This is a genomic window from Paenibacillus terrae, assembly GCF_005217525.1.
Taxonomy (GTDB): Bacteria; Bacillota; Bacilli; order Paenibacillales; family Paenibacillaceae; genus Paenibacillus; species Paenibacillus terrae_C.
The window spans coordinates 153,182-179,020 of sequence record NZ_PNXQ01000002.1 but is presented as its reverse complement, the minus strand read 5'-3'; the positions used below and the strand labels follow the sequence as shown (position 1 = coordinate 179,020).

The window sequence follows — 25,839 nt, the reverse complement described above, 5'->3', positions numbered from 1 at the left end:
GTTTCCGGTGGCACTACATTTTAAGATAAGCGGGTTGAGGTAGAATGGAACATGAAAAGCAGCGTCTAAGTATCGAGGCAGCCAGATTATACTATCTGAACGACTATAGTCAGCAAGAAATTGCAGTCAGACTCGGGGTATCGCGTCCCACGGTATCGCGGTTGCTTCAAGCTGCCAAGGAACAGGGATATGTGAGAATCAGTATTGTTGATCCGATGGAGGATATGGATGAGCTCGGAGAGCATGTCAAGAAGAAATACGGGCTGGATACTGTTCTGGTCTGCTATTCGCCGTTAAATGAATATCAGGAAATCAAGAAGCATATTAGCAAAAAAGCTGCTGATTATTTGCATGAAACGGTACAAGATGCAGATATTATTGGAGTGACGTGGGGAACAACGATGCATGCGGTGGCGCTTCATCTGCAGCAAAAGCAGGTGAAGGGCGTCGAGGTCGTACAGCTCAAAGGAGGCGTAAGCCATTCGCATGTCAACACGTATGCTGTGGAGACGGTGAATTTGTTCGCGGAAGCCTTTCACACGATTGCACGATACTTGCCGCTGCCTGTGATTTTTGATAGTTATGCTGTCAAAAAAATGGTTGAGGAGGATCGGCACATCCAGCGTATCATTGAGCTTGGCAAGCAGGCGAACATTGCTGTGTTTACGGTGGGGACGGTCAAAGAGGATGCGCTGTTGTTCAGATTGGGCTATTTTAACCATGAGGAACAGAAGCTGCTGCAAAAAATCGGCAAGGGCGATATTTGCTCACGTTTTTTTGATGATGAGGGCAACATATGCAGTCCGGAAATTAACAGTCGTACCGTCGGCATTGATTTGCCTGATTTGCGCAAGAAGGAGAAGGCGATTCTCGTTGCCGGAGGACAGCGCAAAGTGGAGGCCATCCGGGCGTCGCTGCGTGGTAAGTATGCGAATATTTTGGTGACAGACCAGTTTACGGCACAGGCACTTTTACAGTAAACATATGGCTCAGCGTGAGGCTGTATAAGCTAAAGTGGACTGTAGGTAACGCCTCATGCGCAGGCTTGAACATAATTTCAAAATGTATTTTACATATGTTCAATACCGTGCTATGATGGTCTTATCACAGAGAAGTAAAGGACATCGGTCCTAATACGATCTCTCTAATGAAGGAGCGATTAGATAATGAACATTGCAGGATTAATCGACCATACATTGTTGCGTGCAGACGCGACGAAGGATGAAATTACAAAATTGACCGCTGAGGCGAAGAAATATCAGTTTGCTTCCGTATGTGTGAACCCGACCTGGGTAGCTTACTCCGCAGAGCAACTGGCTGGTACAGGCGTGAACATTTGCACCGTTATCGGTTTCCCGCTGGGAGCGAATACGACGGCAACGAAAGCGTTCGAAACGAAGGATGCTATTGCTAACGGTGCGACTGAAGTTGATATGGTTATCAATATAGGCGCTTTGAAGGCACGTGATTTACAGTTCGTTGAGCAGGACATCCGTGCAGTCGTGGAAGCAGCCAAGGGTACACTGGTAAAAGTAATTATTGAAGCATGCTTGCTGACAGACGAAGAAAAAGTACTGGCTTCTGAGCTGTCCGTGAAAGCAGGAGCGAATTTCGTGAAAACGTCGACAGGCTTCTCTACTGGCGGAGCAACTGCGGAAGATGTGGCTTTGATGCGCAAAACCGTAGGACCTGAGATTGGTGTTAAGGCTTCCGGCGGCGTACGCAGTCTGGAAGACGTACAGAAATTAGTAGAAGCGGGCGCAAGCCGTATCGGTGCAAGTTCCGGTGTGACAATCATCGAGGGCCAGCAGTCTACATCTTCCTACTAAGTTCATTTTAAAGTCATGGAGGGATTCGCGATGAAGGATCAATTGATTCAGGAAGCGCTTGAGGCGCGTAAACAGGCATATATTCCGTACTCGAATTTTCAGGTCGGTGCTGCGGTTCTCGGAAGCGATGGCACGATTTATCGAGGATGTAATGTGGAAAATGCCTCTTACGGCTTATGCAATTGTGCGGAACGGACAGCAATTTTTAAAATGGTATCCGAAGGCTGCCGTAAAATTGATGCCATTGCGATTGTAGCAGATACGGAAGGGCCTGTGTCTCCATGCGGAGCCTGTCGTCAGGTGATTTCCGAATTTGCTCAACCAGATACCAAAGTCTATCTGACCAACCTTCATGGCAATACGGAAGAGTGGACGGTGGACCAACTACTGCCGGGTGCTTTTCGACCTGCTGATCTGGGGAAATAAAAAAAGAATGCCTCTTTCGGGGCGCATTCTTTTTATGGGTAATGTAAGCGCTTAATGTAATGAGGGGGAAAATAAAATGAAATATGTAATCGCTCTGGTGGGACTGCTTGTTGTATTTGCACTTACTTACGTTGCCAGCAGTGACAAACGTAAAATCAGGTATCGTCCGTTGGTGGTTATGGTTGTATTGCAGGCGGCACTTGCTTTTGTATTGCTGAATACAGGGATTGGTGAAATTCTGGTCAAAGGTTTTGCAAAAGGGTTTAACAGTCTGATTGGGTACGCTATGGAAGGGATTAACTTTGTATTCGGCGGGATTGCGAATGAAGGGGCGGCGCCGTTCTTTATCGGTGTATTGCTGCCGATCGTGTTCATATCCGCGCTGATTGGGATTTTGCAATATGTCAAAGTGTTGCCTTTTATTATTAAATATATCGGGCTTGTCTTGAGCAAAGTAAACGGAATGGGTAAACTGGAATCCTACAACGCTGTAGCTTCGGCTATTCTGGGTCAATCCGAGGTGTTTATTTCCGTTAAAAAGCAAATTGGTCTCCTGCCGAAGCATCGACTGTATACGCTGTGTGCGTCTGCGATGTCTACGGTGTCCATGTCGATTGTGGGAGCCTACATGCAAATGTTGAACCCCAAATATGTGGTTACTGCTTTGGTATTGAACCTGTTCGGCGGTTTTATTATCTCTTCGATTATTAATCCGTACAAGATTGAGAAGGAAGATGATTTGCTGGAGGTTCAGGATGAAGAGAAGCAGTCCTTCTTCGAAATGCTCGGGGAGTATATTATGGACGGCTTCAAGGTTGCTATTACGGTAGCTGCGATGCTGATCGGTTTTGTGGCGCTGATTGCCATGGTTAACGGAATTTTCTCTTGGGCGCTTGGAATAAGCTTCCAATCATTGCTTGGTTATGTGTTTGCGCCTATCGCTTTTGTCATGGGTATTCCATGGAGCGAAGCGGTTCAGGCAGGCAGCATTATGGCCACCAAGCTCGTGTCCAACGAATTTGTAGCGATGCTGGATCTGACCAAGCAAACGGGCTTGTCGGAGCGCACGGTCGGGATCGTATCGGTGTTCCTTGTATCTTTTGCAAACTTCTCTTCCATCGGTATCATTTCCGGGGCTGTGAAGGGTCTGCATGAGAAGCAGGGGAATGTGGTGGCCCGCTTTGGTCTGAAGCTGTTGTACGGCGCAACGCTGGTTAGCGTACTGTCGGCAATTATTGCAGGGTTGTTTTTGTAAAAAAACAGCGAGTTAGGAAAGGAATTTCATCATGTCTAAATTCAAACGGATTCACTTGGTTGTCATGGACTCTGTGGGGATCGGCGAAGCGCCGGATGCTGCCCAGTTTGATGATTACGATGTAGATACACTCGGTCATATTGCCCGCGAACGTGGCGGTCTGAACATGCCGAATATGGGTAAGCTTGGTCTGTCCAACATTCGTTCTATTGAAGGGGTGCAAGCCGCTGAGAAGCCGCTCGCGTACTACACTAAAATGCAGGAAGCGTCCAACGGCAAGGATACAATGACCGGACATTGGGAAATCATGGGCTTGAATATTGCGGTTCCTTTCCGCGTATTCCCCAATGGTTTTCCAGATGAGCTGATTCAGCGCATTGAGGAGCATACGGGCCGCAAAGTCATTGGCAACAAGCCTGCCAGCGGAACGGAAATCATTGATGAACTGGGCGAGGAACATGTGAAGACAGGAGCGCTCATCATCTATACATCGGCGGATTCGGTGCTGCAAATTGCGGCACATGAGGAAGTTGTACCTTTGAAGGAGCTTTATGAGATTTGCGAGTTCTGTCGTAAAATCACGCTGGAAGACCCGTACATGCTGGGCCGGATTATTGCGCGTCCGTTCCTGGGCGAGGCCGGGAACTTCTCCCGCACCTCCAATCGCCATGATTATGCGCTCAAGCCGTTTGGTCGTACCACGATGAACGAGTTGAAGGATGCAGGTCTGGATGTGATCGCATTGGGTAAAATCTCCGACATTTATGACGGTGAGGGTGTGACGAAAGCAGTGCGCACCGTGTCCAATATGGATGGCATGGATAAACTGGTGGCTACACTGGATGAGGATTTTACCGGGTTAAGCTTCTTGAATCTGGTCGACTTTGACGCTGTATACGGTCATCGCCGTGATCCGCAGGGATATGGTCAGGCTTTGGACGATTATGATGCCCGTTTGCCAGAGGTATTCGCTAAAATGACGGATGAGGATCTGCTGATTATCACCGCAGACCATGGGAATGACCCGACGTATCGGGGAACGGATCATACACGTGAATATGTGCCTCTGTTGGCGTATTCCCCACGTTTTACAGCTGGAGGCAAGGAGCTTGCGGTACGTAAGACGTTTGCGGATATCGGCGCGACAGTAGCGGATAACTTTGGTGTGAAGCTGCCTAAACACGGAACGAGCTTTTTGGCAGAGCTTCAATAATCAGGACCCAAGCAAGATTATAAGCTCGGACAAATGGGACGGAGGAATAAAAATATGAGTGTACACATTGGAGCCAAACCAGGAGAGATTGCAGAAACGATTTTGCTGCCCGGAGACCCGTTGCGGGCGAAATTTATTGCTGAAACGTATCTGGAAGACGTGACCTGCTACAACGAGGTGCGCGGAATGCTCGGATTTACGGGAACGTATCAGGGCAAACGCCTATCTGTACAGGGAACCGGCATGGGATTGCCATCTATCAGTATTTATGTCAATGAGCTGATTAGCGAGTACGGTGTAAAAAACTTGTTTCGCGTAGGTACTTGCGGCGGGATGAAGGAGCATGTGCATGTTCGTGACGTTATTTTGGCACAGGCATCCTGCACGGATTCCGGCATGAACCGCCATATCTTTGGCGGCTACGACTATTCGCCGATTGCCAGTTTCCCTTTATTAAAGGGCGCTTATGATCGCGGTGTTGCCAAGGGCTTAAAAATGCATGTCGGCAACGTGTTCAGCTCGGACAGCTTTTATCGTGATGACAAATCAATTACACAAAAGCTGATGGAATACGGCGTACTGGGTGTCGAGATGGAGACTTCGGCATTGTACACGCTGGCGGCCAAATTTGGCGTAAATGCGTTGACGATTCTGACGGTAAGCGATCATTTGCTGACAGGTGAGGAAACGACAGCAGAAGAACGGCAAACGACCTTTAAAGAAATGATGGAAGTTGCCCTGGATACAGCGATATCCCTGTAACGATCATACGCACAGTGAGGAGAAATGACATATGAGAATGGTAGACTTGATCGAGAAAAAGCGTGATGGAAAAGAACTGACCACCGAGGAAATTAATTTTATTATCCAGGGCTACACGCAGGGGGAAATTCCTGACTATCAGGTAAGTGCGTTAGCGATGTCCATTTTCTTCAAAGATATGACTGAACGCGAACGCGCGGATCTGACGATGGCGATGGTTCATTCAGGTGATACGATTGACCTGTCCGCGATTGAAGGCGTGAAGGTCGATAAGCACTCCACTGGCGGTGTGGGCGATACGACAACGCTGGTGCTGGCTCCGCTCGTAGCGGCTTTGGACATTCCAGTAGCGAAAATGTCAGGTCGCGGCCTCGGACATACCGGAGGAACGATTGATAAGCTGGAGGCTATTGCAGGCTTCCACGTAGAAATCAGCAAGGACGAATTCGTAGATCTGGTCAATCGCAGTAAAATCGCGGTCATCGGACAAAGCGGCAACCTCACGCCTGCGGACAAAAAACTGTATGCCTTGCGTGACGTTACAGCAACCGTAAATTCCATTCCGCTGATTGCCAGCTCAATCATGAGTAAGAAAATCGCTGCTGGTTCCGATGCCATCGTACTCGATGTGAAGACAGGTGCAGGCGCGTTCATGAAAACCGTTGATGATGCCAAAGAACTGGCACACGCGATGGTAAGCATCGGTAACAATGTCGGCCGCAAAACGATGGCTGTCATTTCCGATATGAGTCAGCCGCTGGGCCTTGCCATTGGTAACTCGCTGGAAGTCAAAGAAGCGATTGATACACTGCGCGGTCAAGGACCTAAGGATCTGGAAGAGCTGTGTATGGCCTTGGGCAGTCAGATGGTATTTTTGGCTGGCAAAGCCAATTCTCTCGAAGACGCCGAAGAGAAGCTTCAGGAAGTCATTCGCAATGGCAAAGCGCTGGAGAAATTTAAAGAGTTTATTGCAAACCAGGGCGGTGACGCTTCGGTTGTGGATCATCCGGAACGCTTGCCACAAGCACAGTATCTCATCGAAGTGCCTGCGAAGCAGGATGGTGTGGTGGCTGAAATCGTGGCTGACGAAATCGGTACCGCTGCGATGCTGCTTGGAGCAGGACGCGCAACCAAAGAATCCGAGATTGATCTGGCTGTTGGCCTGATGCTGAATAAAAAGGTCGGCGATGCTGTAAAAGTGGGCGATTCACTGGTTACCATCCATGCGAACCGTGAAGATGTAGCCCAAGTGCTGGAGAAAATCTACGCGAACATCCGTATTGCGGATCACGCCGAAGCTCCTGTACTGATCTACGGAACGGTGACGGAGTAAAATACAAGTTTGAAAAATATGACAGCCGGACTCATAATAGATATGAGTTCGGTTTTTTTTGTATGGTAAGGCAGGGGGAGAGACCTGTTCCAATTATGCAGCGATGTCGGGGGAACGGCCTATGAACGGCTGATTGATTATGCTATGGAACGAGCGGACACTTTTATGCTAGGTGAGGATTTGTGTTTCCAGAATACCGAAGGAGAGGATTGGATTATCAACATTGCTCACGAGCGAATAGGCAGGCAACGACTAAATGGTATGGAGAATGGCTTGTATCGTTTAGAATTCGGCATAGTTCTATGAAGGAGGAAATGAAATGGTAGATAAGTGGGTTTGGATGGGGGTTGCAGGGGCAATTGTGGGATATGCTGCTTTTGCCAACTTATCGACGACTACGCATACTACATCAACGGCGAGTGTGACACACCCGGCTGCTGCGTTAAGTACGCAGAGTGAGCAAGGAAGCGCAGAGAAACGCATTGTACATGACCAGATCATGCAATTTGAGGGAGAGGGAGGAACAACCTTTACGTTTGAAGAGGGACGGAAGCTGTATTTCAGCATCAAGAATACAGGGAAGCAACCTATACGATATAAGCTTAGAAGCGCGGGTACGTCAGGCTTGTCAGGTCAGACAGATGGATTTTCCAGCCGAACGTTGCAGCCGGGAGAACGGCATGACCTGTTGTTGGTAAAGCCGGAGGAACAACATGAAGCAACGAAGGATTCCACAACTGAGCTGATTTTGGACGTAAATACGGACGATGGCTCCAAAGGATCAGTCAAAACCTTCGCTTATATCACGCTGTAAGCTCCTTCCATATGGGCACGACATGCGGTCATTAGCCTACTTATGTTACAATAGAACGGTTAAAGACTTAATGAACAGAATAGGTCAGAGCAGAAAGCAGAAGCAGAAAGGATGACCCGTTGTGCCCAATACCCAAGAATATGGTAATCAGAAAATGTCACGGAGGCTGTCACTCACAGCCATTTTACTTACATTTACATTCGTGGCTCTCGCTGGCTGCGGTCAGGATAAGAATGCTGAAACCATTGAGACTGGAAGCAATACAAGTGCGATAGAGCATGGAAATGATGCGGATCGTAGTGGTTCAGCCCCAAATGAAAAAGTAGCGAAAGAGAGCAAGAGTGCGGAAAACAACGGAAATGGCGCGGAAAAGTCAACTCCATCGGCCCCGGCTACTTCATCGGATGTTTCTTCCTCCTCAAAATCCGCCAATCCATCCCACAATCCTTTTGAGGCAGCAGGCATTCAGGACCCTAAGGCTTTTTTGAACACGTTCAAAGCGTTGCAGAAGGCTGTTGCCGACAATGACAAGGAAAAGGTGGCCAATTACATTTTCTACCCTCTGCGTGTCAATGACAGTGAAAAGGCGCTAACGATTCCGAATAAGAAAGAGTTCATTGCCAAGTACGATCAGATTTTTACAGACGCAATTCGTGAAGCGTTGGTGAATCAAAAGACAGACGACTTGTTTGTCAATTATCAGGGAGTCATGGTTGGCTCGGGCGAGCTGTGGTTGAGAAGAGCTACAGATAATCCGAAGCTTTTTGGAGTTTTTTCGGTCAATCTCGAAACGGTCGCTAATTAAGTAGTACCTCGTGTGTGAAAATAGCTTGTAAGCAGTCGGGAACATCCTGTTGTTCCTGACTATTTCCCCCTCTGATCCCCTCAAGCAAGCGAAGCACAGATCATCCATGCCAAAAAAAGGTTTGACAACGCTCGTAAACTCTCGTATTATATCTACATAACTCATTAAACAGGTAGGAATTAAAGAATTAAAGTGTGATTTCGCTATTGTAGCGGAGAACCTCTAGGAACAGCAGGCAGACACTGTCCACGCGACAGGTTTGACCTATCAGGGCTGCATCAGGGAATTCTCCGCTCTTTTTTTTGAATATGTCTGTAAATAACAGGCGCAAATGAATTTGTTTCTACAAATTACATAGAATTAGGGGTGTCTTGATGAAAGGGAAATGGAAAAGTGGACTTATTCTCGGACTATCTTTGGTTTTGACGTTGACGTTAAGTGCTTGTGGAGCAAGCAAGGGTGAAACACAGGCGAATGGCAGCTCTGCTTCGGGTTCCAAGGATGTAAAGCTGCTCAATGTTTCATATGATCCGACCCGTGAGCTGTATGAGGCGTATAACAAGGCGTTTGCCGCCCACTGGGAGAAGGAGAAAGGGCAGAAGGTCACGATTAAGCAATCTCATGGAGGATCTGGCAAGCAAAGCCGTTCGGTGCAGGATGGGCTGGATGCGGATGTAGTTACCCTGGCTCTGGGCTACGATATTGATGCATTACAGGAAAAAGGGCTGATTAAAGAAGGATGGCAGGATAAATATGAGCATAACAGCTCTCCATACACTTCAACCATTGTGCTGCTGGTGCGTAAGGGCAATCCGAAAGGAATTAAGGACTGGGATGATCTGATTCGCGGCGATGTGCAGGTTATTACGCCGAACCCCAAGACATCAGGTGGAGCCCGCTGGAATTACCTTGCGGCATGGGCGTATGCGCTCAAGAAAAACAATAACGATGAAGCCAAAGCCCAGCAATTTGTACAGGAGCTGTACAAACATGTGCCGGTATTGGACAGTGGAGCGCGTGGAGCGACAACAACCTTTGGAGAGCGCGGAATTGGTGACGTGTTGATCGCTTGGGAGAATGAAGCGCTGCTTTCCGTGAAGGAGTTGGGGACGGATAAATTCGACATCGTGTATCCGTCGATTAGCATTTTGGCAGAGCCTCCGGTAGCGGTGGTTGATAAGGTCGTGGATAAAAAAGGTACACGTGAGGTAGCGGATGCGTACTTGAAATATTTGTACAGCGAAGAGGGGCAAACCATTGCCGCCGAGAACTATTATCGTCCAACGCTGGATAGCGTAAAGGAGAAGTTCAAGGATCAATTTCCCAAGCTGGAACTGGTGACCTTGAAGGATGTATTCGGAACATGGAAGGAGGCGCAGCAAAAGCATTTTAGCGACAAGGGCATCTTTGACCAAATTTATGTGCCTGGAAGTTAATAGGTTGCAGAGAGGGATGGACAGAACATGAGTCAAGTGCAGGTCACCCGAAAACGCGTACTTCCCGGATTCGGTTTAACGATGGGATATAGTGTGCTGTACCTCAGTCTGGTGGTGCTGGTGCCTTTATCGGCATTGCTGCTGAACTCAACTGGATTGACGTGGGGGAAGTTTTGGGATGTGGCGACTGACGTCAGGGTATTGGCTTCTTATAAGGTAAGTTTTTTGTGTGCTGCCGCTGCGGCGTTGATTGACCTGTTCCTTGGCCTGCTGATCGCCTGGGTGCTGGTGCGTTATGAATTTCCGGGAAAACGGATTTTTGATGCGGTGATTGATCTGCCCTTTGCTTTGCCCACGGCGGTTGCGGGTGTTGCTTTGACGGCTCTATATGCGCAAAATGGCTGGATCGGTTCGTTGTTCGAACCGCTTGGCTGGAAGATGGCATACTCGCAGACGGGCATTACGCTCGCGCTGATGTTTATCGGCATCCCGTTCGTCGTGCGGACGGTCCAGCCTGTGCTGGAGGAGCTGGACAAGGACGAGGAGGAGGTCGCTGCTACGCTGGGTGCCAGCAGATGGCGCACCTTCCGCAGCGTTATTGTGCCGGAGCTTGTGCCGCCGCTGCTGACGGGCTTTGCGCTCGCCTTTGCCCGTGGCATCGGGGAGTACGGCTCAGTCGTCTTCATTTCCGGTAATATGCCGATGAAGACCGAGATCGCTCCGCTGCTCATTATGTCCAAGCTGGAGCAAAATGACTATGCAGGAGCTACGGCGGTAGCCTTGCTGCTGTTGGTTATTTCATTCCTGCTGCTGCTGGTGATTAACAGCATTCAGCGTTGGTCGCGGCGGCGTACCGTCTAACGTTATCACGCAGGACAGTATGCGTTTGGTTCACACGATAGCGGTACATCCGCAGTTTAAGGAGGAAAAAACATCATGTCACAAGCGATAACCGGACAAGTGCTTTCCCATGCACCTGTGCCTTCATCTGCACCGCCCAACAGGGTCACAACTGAAGCCCCTTGGGTGAAATGGGCGCTGATCGGTGCCGCTTTTCTGGCTTTGCTGTGGGTACTGGTACTGCCGCTGATCGTCGTGCTTACCGAAGCGCTCAAGCAGGGCTGGAGCGTATATGTTGAAGCGTTACGCGACCCGGACGCCATGTCGGCGTTGCGGCTGACGCTGCTGGTGGCAGCAATCACGGTACCGCTGAACACGGTATTTGGCGTAGCCGCCGCCTGGCTGATTACAAAATTTCAATTTCGCGGCAAGGGCTTGCTGGTCACCCTGATTGATTTACCCTTTGCCATCTCTCCTGTCGTCGGTGGATTGATGTATGTGCTGGTATTTGGCGCACAGGGCTGGCTTGGCCCGTGGCTGGACGAGCATGATATCAAAATTATTTTTGCCTTGCCGGGCATTATTTTGGCGACGCTGTTCATCACCTTTCCTTTTGTGGCGCGAGAACTTATTCCAATGATGGAGGATCAGGGACAGCAGGAAGAAGAAGCCGCTGTCATGCTGGGCGCACGCGGCTGGCGTATTTTCTGGAAGGTGACGCTGCCGAACATCAAGTGGGGCCTTCTGTATGGTATTATTTTGTGTAATGCGAGAGCCATGGGTGAATTCGGGGCGGTGTCCGTCGTCTCGGGACATATCCGTGGAGAGACAAACACACTGCCGCTCCATGTGGAAATTTTGTATAACGAATATCAATTCTCGGCATCCTTTGCGGTGGCCTCGCTGCTGCTGCTGCTGGCTCTCGCCACCTTGGTGCTTAAAAGCTGGTTTGGCCGCAAACGGATTCATTAATAAAATGAAGGAATGTGCTTGATCCCACAGGGTCTCTCTTCGCGTCTATTGTCGATGTTTGACGATAAGATGGGAAGGGAGGCCCTTGTTCTAAGATGGCTTATATGGATAATAAAATGACATATCAAGGCACATAGCTGTGCCGAAGAGGAGCGAAGGGAATTATGAAACATCCGTTTCAGTCCTACCGTCAGCTATTTCCAGTGCTGTCTTCACATATTCATTTAGGGAGCTGCTCCCAAGGAGCCATATCCAGGCCGGTTTCAGCCGCCATTGAGGAATACCATCGAAGTTTGCTGCAACATGGGCATAACGGCGACCTGTCTATGGCACGGCTGGAGGAAGCCAGGGGACATTTTGCCAAACTGATCGGGGCGCAGCCTGACGAGATTGCGGTGCTGTCCTCAGCCTCTGAGGCGATTGCAGGGGTGGCAACTGCACTTCCTTATGTATCGGGCAAAGAAGGAATCGTGTACGCGGACAGTGACTTTCCCACGGTAGGGCACATCTGGCAAGCGCAGGACAGATTCCGTGAGCACATTCGTTGTATCCCCTCCACCCATGGTAAGGTTACTTTGCAGCAGTATAAGGAACACATTACCGAAAATACAGCGCTCGTTATGGTGTCCCATGTAAACTATATCAATGGATTTCAGCAGGATCTTAAATCCATGGCGAATGTGGCTCACCAAAATCAGGCGTTGCTGTTTGTGGATGCCTATCAGTCTGCGGGAATCATACCTATGGATGTAAAAGCGATGGACGTGGATATTCTGGTGGCGGGAGCCCGCAAATATATGCTGGGGATTCCGGGAGTCGCTTTTCTTTATGTGAGCAACGATTGGATAGACCGCTTCAAGCCCAGACTTACCGGCTGGCTCGGACAGGAGGCCGCTTCCCGGTTTGATATTGCGCACCCGGTTTTGGCGGCGGGAGCCCGACGCTTCGAGACGGGATTGCCTTCATTCATAAGTATCTTTGCCGCCAATGCAGCCTTAAAACTGCTGCTGGAAATCGGAGTCACGGATATTCAGGCGTATATGAGCGAATTGTTGGAATTTTCTATGGAGTATGGACGCCGCAAAGGGTTAAGCATACGCTTGCCTTCCGGGGAGGGCGCTTTACCTGGTTTTGTGGCTGTTGAGGTAGCTGATGCACCAGCGATTGAGAGCCGTTTGAGAAGCCAAAATATCATCGTTTCGGCGCGGAAGGATGTGGTCCGTGTGGCTCCGCATTTTTACAATACGGCAGGGGAAATCCGGCGGACGATGGATGAGCTGGCGGCCATTTGATGAATATGAAAAGCCTCTTCTGCGTAACGGGAGCGTAATGTTGTCCCTTATACACAGGAGAGGCTATTTTGGCATTTTCAATCTTGTCGATTATACAATCCGCTTGCGCAGCCAGCCGGAGATCAGATCCGTTAATATGATCAGGACCACAATGCCCAGCAAAATGACACCTACGCGGTTCCAGTTGCGCATTTGGAGCGCAAACAGCAGCGGAGTACCGATACCGCCTGCACCGACCAGACCGAGCGTGGTAGCGGAACGAATGTTAATTTCAAAACGGTAGAGCGAATACGAAAGGAACTGTGGAATCACCTGCGGCAGCACGGCGAAGAAAATCACCTGCAAACGGTTGGCGCCACAGGCGATCAAAGCTTCCTGTGGCCCGTGATCGACGCTTTCGATCGTTTCTGAAAAAAGCTTGGCCAGCATGCCGATGGAGTGAATACCGAGGGCAAGCACACCCGCGAATGAGCCGGGTCCAACGGCCTTGATGAACAGAATTGCGACGATCATTTCAGGAAATACCCGAATGACGCTGAGTACAAATTTACCGCTGCCCGACAAGGGGCGTAACCGAGTCATGTTGCTGGATGCCCAGAAGGCAAACGGGAGACAGACAAATGCGGATACAAAGGTTCCGAGAACGGAGATAACCAGTGTATCCAGCAGCCCGCGCAGCAAGTCCTCTCCCTCAGGGATGTAGACGAATGACCAGTCTGGATGAAGGAAGCCGTCCAAAATAGCGACAGAAACGTTTTTGGCGGTTCCCTGTAATCCTTCGAACTGCATCCCACGGAAAGCCCAAATATAAATAATGATTAGCAGAATAGCTATCGCCCATAGGCGCAGGCGGGAGCCAACAGGTCTGCGAAGCGTAGGATCATTCATAATAATTTCCTCCGTAGCAGGTTACTTCCATAATCAATCGCCAGAACGATGACGAGGGTCAGTAGAATAATGATGCTTGCCCGGTCATACCGGAACAGGCCGAGTGAACGGTCGAGCAGCAGGCCGATACCCCCCGCGCCGACCAGCCCCAGAACAGAAGCCGCACGTACATTGACCTCAAAGGTGTACAGCAAGTAGGACACAAAATAGGGCAATGCCTGCGGTACTACTCCGAAGGCAATCACCTGAATGCGACTCGCGCCAACGGCAGTCATGGCTTCCAGCGGCCCGGGATCAATCGCTTCAATCGCCTCGAACGTCAGCTTCGCTATGATACCGAAGGAGAAGAAGAGCAGAGCGAGCATCCCTGCGAACGGCCCGATGCCGAACACCGCCACAAAGATGGAGGCAAACAGCAGATCGGGAACGGTCCGCACGAGGTTCAGGATTGTGCGCATCGGCAGCGAGATCAGCTTGCGCGGCATGACATTGTAGGCGCACAGTAACGCGACAGGAATAGCCAGCAACGCACCCAGTGTCGTGCCGACAATGGCAATCTGGATGGTTTCCAGCATCGGCTTCCAGATGGTGGGCAGGTAGCTCCAGTCAGGAGGAAACATTTCGCCCAGCAATTTGCCCATCTCCGGCAAGCCAACGATCAACTGGTAAGGTGTGGCATCCGTATGAATGGAGCATGCCACCAGCACCACAATAAAGATTATCCAGGTGGCGTAACGCTTGTAACGACCCGGCAGGGCTGGCCCTGCGGGCGGCTTGGATGGATGCGGCGGTCCGCCTTGAGGTGACGGCGGCGTCGAAGAGAGCGGCTGGGTAGTAGAGTCGGGCTTCATGATCCCACTCCCAGCAGCTCATCATGCTTGATGGCCCGGCCGTAGATTTCCGCAAAGGCGTCATCCGTAGCTTCCTCCGGCGTGCCGTCAAAGACGACCTCCCCGGCGCGCAGCCCAATAATCCGCGTCGCATATTCGCGCGCCAGATCAATGAAATGCAGATTGACGATGGTTGTAATCTGCATTTCGCGGTTGATCCGCTGGAGGTCGTCCATGACCTGGCGGGTAGTCAGCGGATCAAGCGATGCGACAGGCTCATCCGCCAGAATAATCTTGGCCTCCTGGGCCAGAGCGCGGGCGATGGATACGCGCTGCTGCTGTCCGCCGGACAGCTCATCGGCCCGGCTGTAGGCCTTTTCGCGGATGTTCACGCGTTCCAGTGCCGTTAGGGCCAGCTCGACATCCTCCTTCGGGAAGAGGCCAAGAATGGTTCTGAGCGTCGAATGATAGCCGACGCGGCCGGAAAGTACATTGCGGAGCACGGTGGACCGCTTAACCAGATTGAAGCTTTGAAAAATCATGCCGATATCACGGCGAATGCGGCGCAGCTCGCTGCTTCCGGCAGACGTGACAGACCTGCCGCCCACGACAATGTCGCCGGAGGTAATATCATGCAGTCGATTAATAGAACGCAGCAGAGTGGACTTGCCCGCACCGGACAAGCCAACAATGACGACCATTTCGCCCTCTTTAATCGTCAGATTAATATTGTTCAACCCTTTGGTGCCGTTCGAGTATGTTTTCGATACATTGCGGAATTCGATCATATGCTCCCAACTTTCTCCCCCCGATGGGGTGGAATGAAAACAACACCGCCATGAATACATGGACGGTGCTGCCCTGTCATTCGTAATGCCTGTTTCGTAGCTGTTGCTTCATTACAATTACGTGTTTGCTCCTATTACTTAATCGCTTGGCCGACGGCTTCGGCATATTCACGTACAGAATCGAAGTTTTTATCGTCGCCCTTTTCATAGCCTACATGCGTGTATATTTCTTTAATGATTTCGCCGCCCGCAGGGTCTTTGGCGATATCTATAAAGGCTTGGCTGATTTTGTCTCTCCACGCTTGATCCATATCGGAACGTACGCTGACCGTATCATTCGGAATTTTAGCGGTGTAATGAATGACACGTGTTTTTTCAAATACATCCGGAATTTCCTTCTTTACCGTGTTGCGTGCATCCTGGAAAACAGCTACAGCATCAACCTGACCGTTCAGTAGCGCCAGAATAGCGGCATCATGGCCTTTGATCGTTACACCCTGGACATCCGTGTCCGGGTCCACGCCGGCTTTTTTCAGCTCTGCTGCAGGATACACATAGCCTGCGGAGGAGGTTACATTTTGCCAGCCAATTTTTTTACCCTTCAGATCAGCCAGGCTTTGAATCGGAGAATCTTTTTTCACCACGATCATGGATTTATAAAAGTTTACTTTTTCAGCTGTATCCTTGCCTGTACCGTCTTCAATGCCGTAGCGTTGGGCTTGCAGCAGCAAGTCAGCCGCTTTACGGTTATCGTGTGCCAGAACATAGGCATTCGGTGGAAGGAAACCTACATCTACCTGTTTGGAGGACATGGCTTCCACAATCGTGTTGAAGTCAGGAGACACGGTTACTTTTACCGGGATTCCGAGCTTGTCGCCCAGTAGCTTTTCGAGCGGCTTGGCTTTGGCTTCGAGCGTATCTGCATTTTGGGAAGGAACGAACTGCACTTTTAACTCTGTAGGAACATAGGCTGTGCTTTCGCTTTTCGTGCCATCTGTGCCTGGAGTAGACGCGCTGTTATTATTGCTCGCATTGGAGCCGCATGCTGCGAGACCCGCAGCCAGTGTGAAAGTCATGCACAAGGTCAGTGCTTTTTTAAACAAAATAATTTCCCCCTAAAATAGTAATAACGAAAATAAAATTGAAAAAGTCTGTAAATTCTGTGACAAACAGAATCTTAACAGTTAGTCCGGTCACTAGGGTAAAAACCATTCCTGACTTTGGTAAAAAGTATGTAAAATATATCTTATACTCTCTCATTTCTGTTCATTTAACATTCTCTTAACAGTACCCTGTTAGACTTGTTCAAGCTCTAAGACCGAAGCTGAGGGAGAGAACAGGATTGGATATTTCAGATATCAATAAAGAGGTACGACAGCAGACGCTATGTCCTGTGAGGGTGAAATTTCGTATTATGGTTACGACCGATCTGCATGTCAGCTTGTGGAATTACGATTATTATACGGATCGGGAAACGCTTCAGTACGGTCTTGCGCAAACAGCCAGTCTAATTCAGGCGGCTCGGTCCGAAGTACCTAACCACCTGCTGCTGGATAACGGGGATGTTATTCAAGGCAATCCGATGGGGGATTATGCTGTGCAGCGTCTCCAACAGGATCCGGACGCCGTGCATCCCGCCTACAAAGCGATGAATCTGCTTGGGTACGAAGCGGGCAATATTGGAAATCACGAATTTAACTATGGATTGGAATATTTACAGACTTGCATTCAAGGAGCGGAATTTCCATATATCAATGCCAACATCTATATGCAGGTGGAGACAGATATTTTTACAGATAGCCATACATTCGTAGAAAAAGAACGAAATTATTTTACACCTTATCTGATACTGGATAAGACGGTGGAGGATGAAGCAGGCGGCAAACACCTGTTGAAGGTGGGGATTATCGGGTTTGTGCCTCCGCAAATTATGCAATGGGACAAGGCATGGCTGGAAGGAAAAATTATCGTCAAGGATATGCTGGAGAGCGCAAGACGGTTTATTCCGCAAATGAAGGCCGAGGGAGCCGATCTGATTATTGCCATGCCTCACGCGGGCTTCGAAGATATTCCTGAAACGCCATATATGGAAAATGCGGTGCTGCATCTGAGCAATGTAGAAGGGATCGACGCTATTTTGTTTGGTCATGCGCATAAAGTATTCCCCGGCCCTTCGTTTGTTGGTAAAACGGGTGTTAACGTGGAGCTAGGCACCATCCATGATATTCCGGCGGTAGAGCCGGGCTTTTGGGGAGATCATCTGGGTGTCATAGATCTGGACCTGATCCTTATAGACGGAGCGTGGCAAGTGGCTGCCTCTTCTGCAGAGGTACGTCCGGTGTATGATCCCGTACGCAAGCAAGCACTGGTGCAGCCGGATACTGCCATTCAGCAGGCGGTTGCGGAAGAGCATGCCGAAACACTGGACTATATTCGCGCACCTGTTGGCCAGACGACGTTAGCAGTAAACAGCTTTTTTGCCCAGGTGATGGACGATGCTTCCGTTCAACTCGTGAACGACGCGCAAATTTGGTATGTGAAGCAGCAGATGCAGGGGAGTGAGTACGAAGGTCTGCCCGTTTTGTCGGCAGCAGCTCCTTTTAAAACAGGCGGCAGATACGGTCCCTCGTATTATACCGATATTCCAGAGGGGACTTTGGCGATCAAGCATATCGCCGACCTGTACAATTTTCCAAACACGCTGCATGTCGTCCAACTGACCGGGGGAGAAATTCGGGAATGGCTCGAATGGTCTGCTGGACAATTCCGACAAATTGATCCTTATGCAGAACAGGAGCAAGAGCTGATTGATTCGGATTTTCCGAGCTTTAACTTCGATATCATTGACGGGATTGGGTACCAGATTGATGTGACGCAGCCCGCCAGATATGATGCTGCTGGAATATTGAAGGAACCGGATGCGCACAGAATCATTCATATGTCCTTGGATGGAGCGCCGATGGATATGCAGCGAAGCTATTTGGTTGTCACGAACAATTATCGTGCGTTTTCCTCTACATTGGTCAATCCGGGTGGGGAACGAATCGTACTCGCTTCACCGGATGAAAATCGGCATGTGCTGACTGAATATGTGCGGCATATGAAGACGTTGACGCCCAAAGCAGACGGTCACTGGTCCCTCTCACCATGGCCGGGCCGCCCGCACGTGACATTCCTGACCTCACCGCAAGCAACAGATGCCGCGCAAGCCTATCCAGAGTTGCTTTATGAAGGATTGACCGCAGAGGGATACGCCAAATTTGCCCTGGATTTCGGGCGATCCTGAATTTTTTGAACAAATACATGACAACATATCCAACGGGGTAAAGCGGACTAATTTCCATTCTTTATGAGCCTATAGCATCAAATGATGAGCAAAGACTGTCCCTTCGGGGGCGGTCTTTTTGCACACGGATCATTTGAAATCGTACGAAACTCGTAATTTTATATGCCCTGAGTCGAGTTTAAGTTATTGACCTCCGTTATAATTAGACATATACTTTGATTAAACAAATTTTGGTTTAAAAGGTAAAGAAAAAGTCACCATCATTTGATGGAGGGGGTGTCCCTTTGGAAAAAAACACCACGATTCGTGCAGAAATTGAAAAGTATATTCAGCGTGAAGGTATTTCCATGCAATGTTTCGCAGACGCTTCCAAGGTAAATCCGGGTACACTTAGCGGTATACTTAATCGGAATCCCCCACGGCCGATTTCTGTTAATCAGCTTGACCTGATTACTGGGGCTATGGGATTGGAGGAAGGGGCCTTGTTCGAGATGTATGTGGATGAATGTTTTATTCATTCCTTACCTCACTGGAGGAGGTTACGTCCGTTTCTGCTCCGCTGTTCAGAGCTGAACAAGCTGGAATGTATTTGCAGCGTACTTGGCTATCTGATGGATGATTTATCGAACATTCCGGCTATTTTTGAGACCGCAGAAGCGATGTTTGAGGACAACAGATATGAAGCCGCCATGCTTCTGTACAATTGCGTCATCGAGAGTGAGAAATATACCCACTCCGAGCGGTTAGCGATCAGCTATTTCCGTATATTCCAGATTCAGATCAAGGATAACAAGCGGAGCTTGAAGGCTGCTGTGCAATTCCATTTGTACCGTAGTCGTCTGCCGGAAACATACGCATTGGAAGGCTTACATATGCTATCTCAAGTGTTTGCGTTAAAAATGCAATGGTCCGAGATGGAAATGTATGCAGACGAGCTGCGAGAATTGGCTCAGGCGCTATACCGCAATCGGAATCGCTTTGGAGATGAGCATCTGGAGTTGCTCAAGCCGCTTGTCTACTATTATGCACAGGGTCATCTACTCAAGGCCAGCTGTTATGAGTTTCAGGGCAGGTACGAGGAATCCAAGAAATGGATAGATGGGTATGCAGATTTGAGCTGGTTTGAAGGATTGGACGCGGAAGGCCAGAAAGTAGTGGACATGCATCGAGTTTATGCTCAAGGCAATCGGCTTTGTATCGAAATTAAAATGGGCAATACCTCTGCAATTTATGAATATATTACGTATTTGCGCGAGCATCCGGACGAAACGCTGGAAGGCTTGAATACGCTGCTTGAATCAGCGAACAGGTTCGGTTATTTTGTGGATGCCGAGCTGGGGCTATTCAGCCAGCAACTCAAGAGCTTCTGGGAGCTTGCCCCGGATCAATGGGACACTCACTACCGAAAGCATTTTAATGCATTCCGCTTCGCCTCGTTTTGCAAGGTGTATGCCGAATATCATTTTCGCAAGGGCGATTATGCGGAAGGACTGGAGCAAACACTGCATTGCTTACAGTTGTCTGTAGACAATAGCTACACTGAGCATATTATCGGTTGCATGGCTTTGTTTGAGCAGCACCGGAATTTTTCTACCCTGGAACAGCAGTATCTGTATCAGAAGTTTTGCCTGGGCGTGCGTGAAAATGAAAAGAATCATGCCTATGATCACAGTACCGGCGGATATATGTAATCTTTGTAATTCTAACCTTCATCAATCCTATTCGTTCGAGGATGTTCTCTATCAAAAGGGAACGTTCTCGTTTTTTAATGCTACTAAACGCATTGCGCGTTGACAAGTTTCGCATGCGGGATTAGGATAAATGCAGCACAGTAAGTGAAGGAGAGCATGTAAAATGACGATTCCCAAAACATTAACGATAGCTGGCTCCGACACCAGCGGCGGCGCTGGTATTCAGGCAGACTTGAAAACCTTTCAGGAGCTTGGCGTTTATGGAATGAATGTATTGACAACGGTAGTTGCCATGGACCCCAAAACCTGGGACCATCTTGTATATCCTGTTGCGCTGGATGTGGTAGAAGCACAGCTGCGTACGGTATTGGAGGGTATTGGCTTTGACGCTATGAAAACGGGTATGCTCGGTTCCGTTGATATTATCGAGCTGGTTGCCAGCCATCTGCGCAAGTACGATCTTAAACGGGTCGTTATAGATCCGGTTATGGTCTGCAAAGGTACGGATGAAGTGCTTCAGCCGGAGAATACAGAAGCGATGCTGGAATTTCTGATTCCAGGCGCTGATCTGGTAACTCCGAATTTGTTCGAGGCTTCGCAATTGGCGAAGAATGGACCGATTACGACGCTGGAACAGATGCAGGAAGCGGCTGCGATTATACATGAGCGCGGGGCGAAGCACGTGCTGATCAAGGACCGTGGCAAAATTCGCGCAGGTAAAGCGATGGATCTGTTATATGACGGAATTACCTTCGACTGGTTCGAGGCGGATGTTGTGAAAACAAACTTCACCCATGGTGCAGGCTGTACCACGTCGGCAGCAGTAACGGCTGGCTTGGCCCAGGGGCTGACCGTACGTGAAGCGGTGGATCAGGCCAAAAAATTTATTACACAGGCGATTGAAGGCAGCTTCAAGCTGAACGACTTCGTCGGCCCGACTTTGCATGCGGCACATCGTTTGCAAAATCAGTAAAGCATGAATGCATTTATAAAATCAGGATTTTGCAAACTCCTCAAATGGCTGCTATAGGGAGTGCATCTACGATATATTTAGCGTTAGGCTAGAGTTTTAAGCCGCAATACATGGTATTGCGGCTTTTGACGTTGTATTTTTTTGGAATTATATCTTCCAGTTTACTCTAATCGTACTGTATAATAGGCATCAGATTTATTAAATTTAGGGAGGATTCGAAGCAATGACAGTATTCAACCAAATGGCTTACAGCCGACCAGAGCAAGCTGGAATTGAACAGCGGTTTAAAACGCTTTTGCAGCAGTTTCGTGAAGCGGACAGCGTAGAGCGTCAAAATGAAGTCATTCATGCCATTAATAAGCTGCGCAGTAACGTGGAAACGCAATTGCAATTGGTGGAGGTTCGTCATTCCATTGATACGGAGGACGCATTTTACAAAGCAGAGCAAGAGTACGCTGATGATTTCACACCGGTCATTCAGGAGTATGTAACCGATTACTACCGGGCATTGGTGGACTCGCCGTTCAGATCCGAGCTAGAGAGCCAGTGGGGGAGCCAGCTTTTCAGTATCGCCGAGGTTTCACTCAAGTCTTTCCACCCGGATATTATTGAGGATATGCAGCAGGAGAATAAGCTGACCTCCGAATACTCTCAATTGATTGCTTCAGCGAAGATCCCGTTCGAGGGGGAAGAACGTACATTGTCGCAGCTTCTGCCTTTTGAAATGGCTACAAACCGGGAGACACGCAAACAGGCCTCTGAGGCCAAGTATCAATTTATGAGCGAGCATGAGGATGAGCTGGATCGAATTTACGATGAACTGGTTAAGGTACGCACGCGCATAGCGCACAAGCTGGGCTACGATAACTTTGTAGAGCTGGGTTATGCCCGTTTGGGACGTACGGATTACAATGCGACTATGGTTGCCAATTTTCGCGAACAAGTACTGAAGCATATTGTTCCACTGACAACCAAGCTCAAGGAACGCCAGCGCGAGCGAATCGGAGTGGAGCAGCTTCGCTATTATGATGAAGGCTTTAACTTTTTGTCAGGCAATCCTACACCCAAAGGCGACCCGGAGTGGATCATTCGTAATGGAGCCCGTATGTACGAGGAGCTTTCAGCGGAAACTCATGAATTTTTCAGTTTTATGATCGAACGTGGGTTGATGGACCTGACTAGCAAAAAGGGCAAGCAAAGCGGAGGCTATTGTACGTTTTTGAGCGAGTATGGCACACCGTTCATTTTCTCCAATTTCAATGGTACATCCGGTGATATCGACGTGCTGACGCACGAAGCAGGTCATGCTTTCCAGGTGTATGAAAGTCGACATTTTGAAATCCCCGAGTACCACTGGCCAACCATGGAGGCGGCTGAAATTCATTCCATGAGCATGGAATTTTTCGCATGGCCTTGGATGAAGCTGTTCTTCGAGGAGGATACGGATAAATATCACTTTGAACATTTGTCCTCATCGTTGTTGTTCGTGCCTTACGGCGTAGCGGTGGATGAATTTCAGCATGCAGTATATGAACATCCAGACTGGACGCCAGCCGAACGTAAAAGCGCATGGCGCTCCATTGAACGCAAGTATAAACCGCATTTGGACTATGCAGGCAATGAGTATCTGGAGCAGGGCGGGTTCTGGCACAAACAGGGGCATATTTTTCAATCCCCGTTCTACTATATTGACTATACACTCGCGCAACTTTGCGCGTTTCAGTTCTGGAAGCGCATGAGTATCGACCGGACAGCTGCATGGGAAGATTATTTGAAGCTGTGCCGTGCCGGGGGAAGTCGATCTTTTACCGGATTGGTTGAGCTGGCTGGACTAATCTCGCCGTTCCGGGATGGCTGTATCGCCTCTGTAATCGGAGAAATCGAAGCATGGCTGAACAGTGTGGATGATAAAAAGCTGTAAGCTTAACCAAAAAGGGCATTTCGCTTACCTGTAAAGGCTGGAAGGCTTGTAGATGAGCCGTCCTTTTCTGTGAAAATAGAGCTGTTGCACGAAAAAGCCGGGACCCTCTACATGATGTAGAAGTCCCGGCTTTGTGTGATTTTAGAGCAAATAGAGCTCTATTAAATCTTGGTGTTCAGCGGTTTGAGGTTGGCTTCAATGGAAGCGCGGCGCGATTCCAAAAATGGCGGTAACGCCAGCGATTCACCCAGAAACTCCAGTTCTTCATCTGTATCAAAGCCGGGTCCATCGGTTGCCAATTCAAACAAAATGCCATTCGGCTCGCGGAAATACAATGAACGGAAGTAAAAGCGATCCACGAACCCTGAGCTGGAAATTTGCAGTTGGTTAATACGATCAACCCACTGTCTAAGCTCTTCCTCAGTCGCAACACGGAAGGCTACATGATGCACACTGCCTCGTCCCGGGCGCTCTTGTGGAAGATCATTGCGTTCTTCCAGATGAACCTCAGTCCCGGTACCGCCTTCGCCGGTTTCATAGATGACCACATCAGGCTGTCCCGCAACGGTGGAAGGATAGGAGCCTTTTTTGCGGAAGCCCATCACCTGCTCCAGAATGAGGATCGTGCTTTCCGCTTTGGGAATGGTCAGATGAACCGGGCCAAGTCCGACGATACCGTATTCAGCAGGGACAGGGCTTTTCTCCCAAGGCGTACCGCCCCGCACTCCGTTGTCATGCTCATCCGAAACCAGGAAGAAGCGCTGCCCTTCAAAATCCTCAAACGAAAGCGCCAAACGTCCCGCTTGATCCGTAATTTCCCCATGTTTTACATCCAATTGCTCGAAACGGTTTTTCCAGTAATCCAGCGCCTTGTCATTCGGTACACGCAGGGAGAGCGCCGAAATGCTGTTATTCCCCGTACGAGTTTGCCCCGCATGCGGAATCTCAAAGAAAGTGACTTCGGTGCCAGCCGTTCCACGCTCATCTCCATAAAAGAGGTGATAGACGCTAACATCATCCTGATTCACCGTTTTCTTAATGAGTCGAAGTCCCATTACCTGAGTATAAAAATCAACATTCTTAGCCGCCGCCGCCGTAATCGCCGAAACGTGATGCAATCCTAACAGTTTCATGTCATTGTCCTCCTTGGTTTTATATGATTAGCAAGTAAAAGCAAAATAAACAGTCATAAACTTTCCTCTATATTTATTATCTTGATATTAAGATATATCATTTAGGATTGTTTGTCAACTCGAATTACATATCTTGCTGCAAAGAAGGACGAAAATAGAAATTCGAAATCATGCAAAAGCAGATACAATAAAGTCCGATATAGCCCAATGTAAATAGAATGAATTTTATTATAAAAGGAGTGTGTTCGTTGTATACGGATAAGGATTTAACCATTAGGCCCGTTACAGAAGAAGACTTACAGGCTATTTGGACATTAACTTATAAAGAAGAAGCACCGGAATGGAAGCAATGGGATGCGCCTTATTATGAACATAAGCCACTTTCTTTTGACGATTATTTAAAATAGAAGGAAAAGCGAATCGGACAAGATGACTTTTGGATCATTGAAGTGGAAGGTAAGATCATTGGATCGGTTAGCTACTATTGGGAGCATAAACCTTCCCAATGGCTTGAAATGGGAATTGGCATTTATGATTCGCAGTATTGGAGCGGTGGTTATGGTACGAGGGCACTCCGACTATGGATCACGCATTTGTTTAATACATTGCCTCTAGTAAGAGTAGGCTTTACAACCTGGTCAGGAAACCACCGGATGATGAAGGTTGGGGAAAAGCTGGGGATGACCTTAGAGGCCCGGCTTCGAAAGTGCAGATATTATAATGGACAGTATTATGATTCGATCCGAATGGGGCTTTTGCGGGAAGAGTGGGAGTTGTAAGCTCTAGTTTATTTTGCTATCTTATGTATAGATAAACCATGTTGAGGCGACTAAAAAAGAAAAACTGAAAAGCCTGCCTTAAGGGCAGACTTTCAGATTGTCGAGAAACCCAGGTCATTTTACGGCCTTGGGTTTCTTTTTATGTTCAGGCAGATGCAAGATCGGGAAAACGAGGAGATTACCCCCGCTTTTCTAGGCGATCCAGGTGGATCGCCATCTTCTTCATGTTCTGCACAGCTGCCGTCATCAGAGCCTGTCCCCTGGCGTTCGGAAGTCCGCGCAAACGGCAATAGCGAAACCCATGGAGCTCTTTAGCGTCCGCGAAGCTTCGCTCTATCGTCTCTTTTCGTTTGCGGTACAACTTCTTGCCAGACTTACTAAGTCGGTTGTTCCGCACCCATTCCTTGCTGTCTTCCCAGACGTGCCGGGTCACCACCTTTCGGTGGTTTCGGGATTGTGTACACTGGCTTAGCAACGGACAACCTTTACAATGGTTTGGATCGGAAGCATACTGCCGGTAACCCTTGCGGTCTGTGGTTCGGTAATTCAATTCGTGACTCGCCGGACAAACAT

Annotated in this window: 23 protein-coding genes and 1 pseudogene; 18 read left to right on the top strand and 6 right to left on the bottom strand. The window is 48.9% G+C overall.

What is annotated here, in order from left to right:
- Positions 1-44 precede the first annotated feature (44 nt).
- The 13 genes from deoR (at position 45) to C1I60_RS02490 (ending at position 12,977) form a co-directional block, all read left to right on the top strand.
- Complete coding sequence (gene deoR / locus C1I60_RS02550; RefSeq protein ID WP_137060373.1) at positions 45-980, top strand: DNA-binding transcriptional repressor DeoR; 936 nt, start codon at positions 45-47, stop codon at positions 978-980.
- 186 nt (positions 981-1,166) lie between these two features.
- The gene (gene deoC, locus C1I60_RS02545) at positions 1,167-1,829 is read left to right on the top strand and encodes a deoxyribose-phosphate aldolase (protein ID WP_137060372.1); all 663 of its coding nucleotides are present in this window, start codon (positions 1,167-1,169) and stop codon (positions 1,827-1,829) included.
- Between the two features lie 30 nt (positions 1,830-1,859).
- On the top strand, positions 1,860-2,255 hold the full coding sequence (locus C1I60_RS02540; RefSeq protein WP_044644559.1) for a cytidine deaminase: 396 nt from the start codon (positions 1,860-1,862) through the stop codon (positions 2,253-2,255).
- Between the two features lie 76 nt (positions 2,256-2,331).
- Entirely contained in the window at positions 2,332-3,510 is a 1,179-nt protein-coding gene (locus C1I60_RS02535; protein WP_137060371.1) for a NupC/NupG family nucleoside CNT transporter, read from the top strand.
- Between the two features lie 31 nt (positions 3,511-3,541).
- On the top strand, positions 3,542-4,723 hold the full coding sequence (deoB, locus tag C1I60_RS02530; protein ID WP_137060370.1) for a phosphopentomutase: 1,182 nt from the start codon (positions 3,542-3,544) through the stop codon (positions 4,721-4,723).
- A gap of 54 nt (positions 4,724-4,777) precedes the next feature.
- Positions 4,778-5,485: a purine-nucleoside phosphorylase gene (gene deoD / locus C1I60_RS02525; protein ID WP_025686143.1), complete on the top strand. Its 708-nt coding sequence runs from the start codon at positions 4,778-4,780 to the stop codon at positions 5,483-5,485.
- A 31-nt stretch (positions 5,486-5,516) separates the two neighbouring features.
- Positions 5,517-6,818, top strand: coding sequence for a pyrimidine-nucleoside phosphorylase (locus C1I60_RS02520; protein ID WP_137060369.1), 1,302 nt, complete (start codon positions 5,517-5,519; stop codon positions 6,816-6,818).
- Positions 6,819-7,137: 319 nt separating this feature from the next.
- Positions 7,138-7,632: a hypothetical protein gene (locus C1I60_RS02515; RefSeq protein WP_137060368.1), complete on the top strand. Its 495-nt coding sequence runs from the start codon at positions 7,138-7,140 to the stop codon at positions 7,630-7,632.
- A 121-nt stretch (positions 7,633-7,753) separates the two neighbouring features.
- Entirely contained in the window at positions 7,754-8,437 is a 684-nt protein-coding gene (locus C1I60_RS02510; RefSeq protein WP_137060367.1) for a hypothetical protein, read from the top strand.
- A gap of 374 nt (positions 8,438-8,811) precedes the next feature.
- A complete protein-coding gene (locus tag C1I60_RS02505; RefSeq protein WP_137060366.1) occupies positions 8,812-9,873 on the top strand; it encodes a sulfate ABC transporter substrate-binding protein in 1,062 nt (353 codons plus the stop codon).
- 27 nt (positions 9,874-9,900) lie between these two features.
- Complete coding sequence (cysT, locus tag C1I60_RS02500) at positions 9,901-10,734, top strand: sulfate ABC transporter permease subunit CysT (protein ID WP_137060365.1); 834 nt, start codon at positions 9,901-9,903, stop codon at positions 10,732-10,734.
- Positions 10,735-10,809: 75 nt separating this feature from the next.
- Positions 10,810-11,685 carry a sulfate ABC transporter permease subunit CysW gene (cysW, locus tag C1I60_RS02495; RefSeq protein WP_137060364.1) on the top strand — a complete coding sequence of 292 codons (876 nt, stop codon included), beginning with the start codon at positions 10,810-10,812 and terminating at the stop codon, positions 11,683-11,685.
- Positions 11,686-11,849: 164 nt separating this feature from the next.
- Positions 11,850-12,977, top strand: a complete 1,128-nt coding sequence (locus C1I60_RS02490) for an aminotransferase class V-fold PLP-dependent enzyme (protein ID WP_137060363.1) — start codon at positions 11,850-11,852, stop codon at positions 12,975-12,977.
- 90 nt (positions 12,978-13,067) lie between these two features.
- Here the strand turns inward: C1I60_RS02490 and phnE (C1I60_RS02485) are convergent, their stop codons facing one another.
- From phnE (C1I60_RS02485) to C1I60_RS02470, 4 genes are all read right to left on the bottom strand, one after another.
- Positions 13,068-13,865: a phosphonate ABC transporter, permease protein PhnE gene (gene phnE / locus C1I60_RS02485; RefSeq protein WP_137060362.1), complete on the bottom strand. Its 798-nt coding sequence runs from the start codon at positions 13,863-13,865 to the stop codon at positions 13,068-13,070.
- Positions 13,862-14,716, bottom strand: coding sequence for a phosphonate ABC transporter, permease protein PhnE (phnE, locus tag C1I60_RS02480; protein ID WP_137060361.1), 855 nt, complete (start codon positions 14,714-14,716; stop codon positions 13,862-13,864). The genes phnE (C1I60_RS02485) and phnE (C1I60_RS02480) overlap by 4 nt, the downstream gene beginning before the upstream one ends.
- Positions 14,713-15,483 (bottom strand): phosphonate ABC transporter ATP-binding protein, encoded by a 771-nt coding sequence (phnC, locus tag C1I60_RS02475; RefSeq protein WP_137060360.1) that lies wholly within the window; start codon positions 15,481-15,483, stop codon positions 14,713-14,715. The genes phnE (C1I60_RS02480) and phnC overlap by 4 nt, the downstream gene beginning before the upstream one ends.
- 134 nt (positions 15,484-15,617) lie before the next feature.
- The gene (locus tag C1I60_RS02470) at positions 15,618-16,586 is read right to left on the bottom strand and encodes a phosphate/phosphite/phosphonate ABC transporter substrate-binding protein (protein ID WP_137060359.1); all 969 of its coding nucleotides are present in this window, start codon (positions 16,584-16,586) and stop codon (positions 15,618-15,620) included.
- 239 nt (positions 16,587-16,825) lie between these two features.
- Between C1I60_RS02470 and C1I60_RS02465 the strand changes: the two genes are divergently transcribed.
- The 4 genes from C1I60_RS02465 (at position 16,826) to C1I60_RS02450 (ending at position 23,354) form a co-directional block, all read left to right on the top strand.
- On the top strand, positions 16,826-18,769 hold the full coding sequence (locus C1I60_RS02465) for a bifunctional 2',3'-cyclic-nucleotide 2'-phosphodiesterase/3'-nucleotidase (protein WP_137060358.1): 1,944 nt from the start codon (positions 16,826-16,828) through the stop codon (positions 18,767-18,769).
- 284 nt (positions 18,770-19,053) lie between these two features.
- A complete protein-coding gene (locus C1I60_RS02460) occupies positions 19,054-20,460 on the top strand; it encodes a DNA-binding protein (protein WP_137060357.1) in 1,407 nt (468 codons plus the stop codon).
- Between the two features lie 163 nt (positions 20,461-20,623).
- Positions 20,624-21,433 (top strand): bifunctional hydroxymethylpyrimidine kinase/phosphomethylpyrimidine kinase, encoded by an 810-nt coding sequence (gene thiD, locus C1I60_RS02455; protein ID WP_137060356.1) that lies wholly within the window; start codon positions 20,624-20,626, stop codon positions 21,431-21,433.
- A 223-nt stretch (positions 21,434-21,656) separates the two neighbouring features.
- On the top strand, positions 21,657-23,354 hold the full coding sequence (locus tag C1I60_RS02450) for a M3 family oligoendopeptidase (RefSeq protein ID WP_137060355.1): 1,698 nt from the start codon (positions 21,657-21,659) through the stop codon (positions 23,352-23,354).
- Positions 23,355-23,515: 161 nt separating this feature from the next.
- Here C1I60_RS02450 and C1I60_RS02445 read toward each other — a convergent pair whose 3' ends face one another.
- Positions 23,516-24,487, bottom strand: coding sequence for a ring-cleaving dioxygenase (locus C1I60_RS02445; RefSeq protein WP_137060354.1), 972 nt, complete (start codon positions 24,485-24,487; stop codon positions 23,516-23,518).
- Positions 24,488-24,735: 248 nt separating this feature from the next.
- On the opposite strand from C1I60_RS02445, the pseudogene C1I60_RS02440 reads away from it, so the two are divergent.
- Positions 24,736-25,266: pseudogene (locus C1I60_RS02440) on the top strand (GNAT family N-acetyltransferase).
- A 178-nt stretch (positions 25,267-25,444) separates the two neighbouring features.
- Here the strand turns inward: C1I60_RS02440 and C1I60_RS25125 are convergent.
- Positions 25,445-25,839, bottom strand: a 395-nt coding sequence (locus C1I60_RS25125; protein WP_252361532.1) for a transposase, incomplete at its 5' end; no start/stop codon positions are given.

Bases quoted from the DNA above. Each gene is read 5' to 3' on its own strand.
- cysT (WP_137060365.1), top strand. From the start codon at position 9,901: ATGAGTCAAGTGCAGGTCACCCGAAAACGCGTACTTCCCGGATTCGGT.
- phnC (WP_137060360.1), bottom strand. From the start codon at position 15,483: ATGATCGAATTCCGCAATGTATCGAAAACATACTCGAACGGCACCAAA.
- thiD (WP_137060356.1), top strand. From the start codon at position 20,624: ATGACGATTCCCAAAACATTAACGATAGCTGGCTCCGACACCAGCGGC.
- C1I60_RS02535 (WP_137060371.1), top strand. From the start codon at position 2,332: ATGAAATATGTAATCGCTCTGGTGGGACTGCTTGTTGTATTTGCACTT.
- C1I60_RS02505 (WP_137060366.1), top strand. From the start codon at position 8,812: ATGAAAGGGAAATGGAAAAGTGGACTTATTCTCGGACTATCTTTGGTT.
- C1I60_RS02490 (WP_137060363.1), top strand. From the start codon at position 11,850: ATGAAACATCCGTTTCAGTCCTACCGTCAGCTATTTCCAGTGCTGTCT.
- phnE (WP_137060361.1), bottom strand. From the start codon at position 14,716: ATGAAGCCCGACTCTACTACCCAGCCGCTCTCTTCGACGCCGCCGTCA.
- C1I60_RS02540 (WP_044644559.1), top strand. From the start codon at position 1,860: ATGAAGGATCAATTGATTCAGGAAGCGCTTGAGGCGCGTAAACAGGCA.
- C1I60_RS02520 (WP_137060369.1), top strand. From the start codon at position 5,517: ATGAGAATGGTAGACTTGATCGAGAAAAAGCGTGATGGAAAAGAACTG.
- deoB (WP_137060370.1), top strand. From the start codon at position 3,542: ATGTCTAAATTCAAACGGATTCACTTGGTTGTCATGGACTCTGTGGGG.
- phnE (WP_137060362.1), bottom strand. From the start codon at position 13,865: ATGAATGATCCTACGCTTCGCAGACCTGTTGGCTCCCGCCTGCGCCTA.
- deoR (WP_137060373.1), top strand. From the start codon at position 45: ATGGAACATGAAAAGCAGCGTCTAAGTATCGAGGCAGCCAGATTATAC.
- C1I60_RS02445 (WP_137060354.1), bottom strand. From the start codon at position 24,487: ATGAAACTGTTAGGATTGCATCACGTTTCGGCGATTACGGCGGCGGCG.
- C1I60_RS02515 (WP_137060368.1), top strand. From the start codon at position 7,138: ATGGTAGATAAGTGGGTTTGGATGGGGGTTGCAGGGGCAATTGTGGGA.
- C1I60_RS02450 (WP_137060355.1), top strand. From the start codon at position 21,657: ATGACAGTATTCAACCAAATGGCTTACAGCCGACCAGAGCAAGCTGGA.
- cysW (WP_137060364.1), top strand. From the start codon at position 10,810: ATGTCACAAGCGATAACCGGACAAGTGCTTTCCCATGCACCTGTGCCT.
- deoC (WP_137060372.1), top strand. From the start codon at position 1,167: ATGAACATTGCAGGATTAATCGACCATACATTGTTGCGTGCAGACGCG.
- deoD (WP_025686143.1), top strand. From the start codon at position 4,778: ATGAGTGTACACATTGGAGCCAAACCAGGAGAGATTGCAGAAACGATT.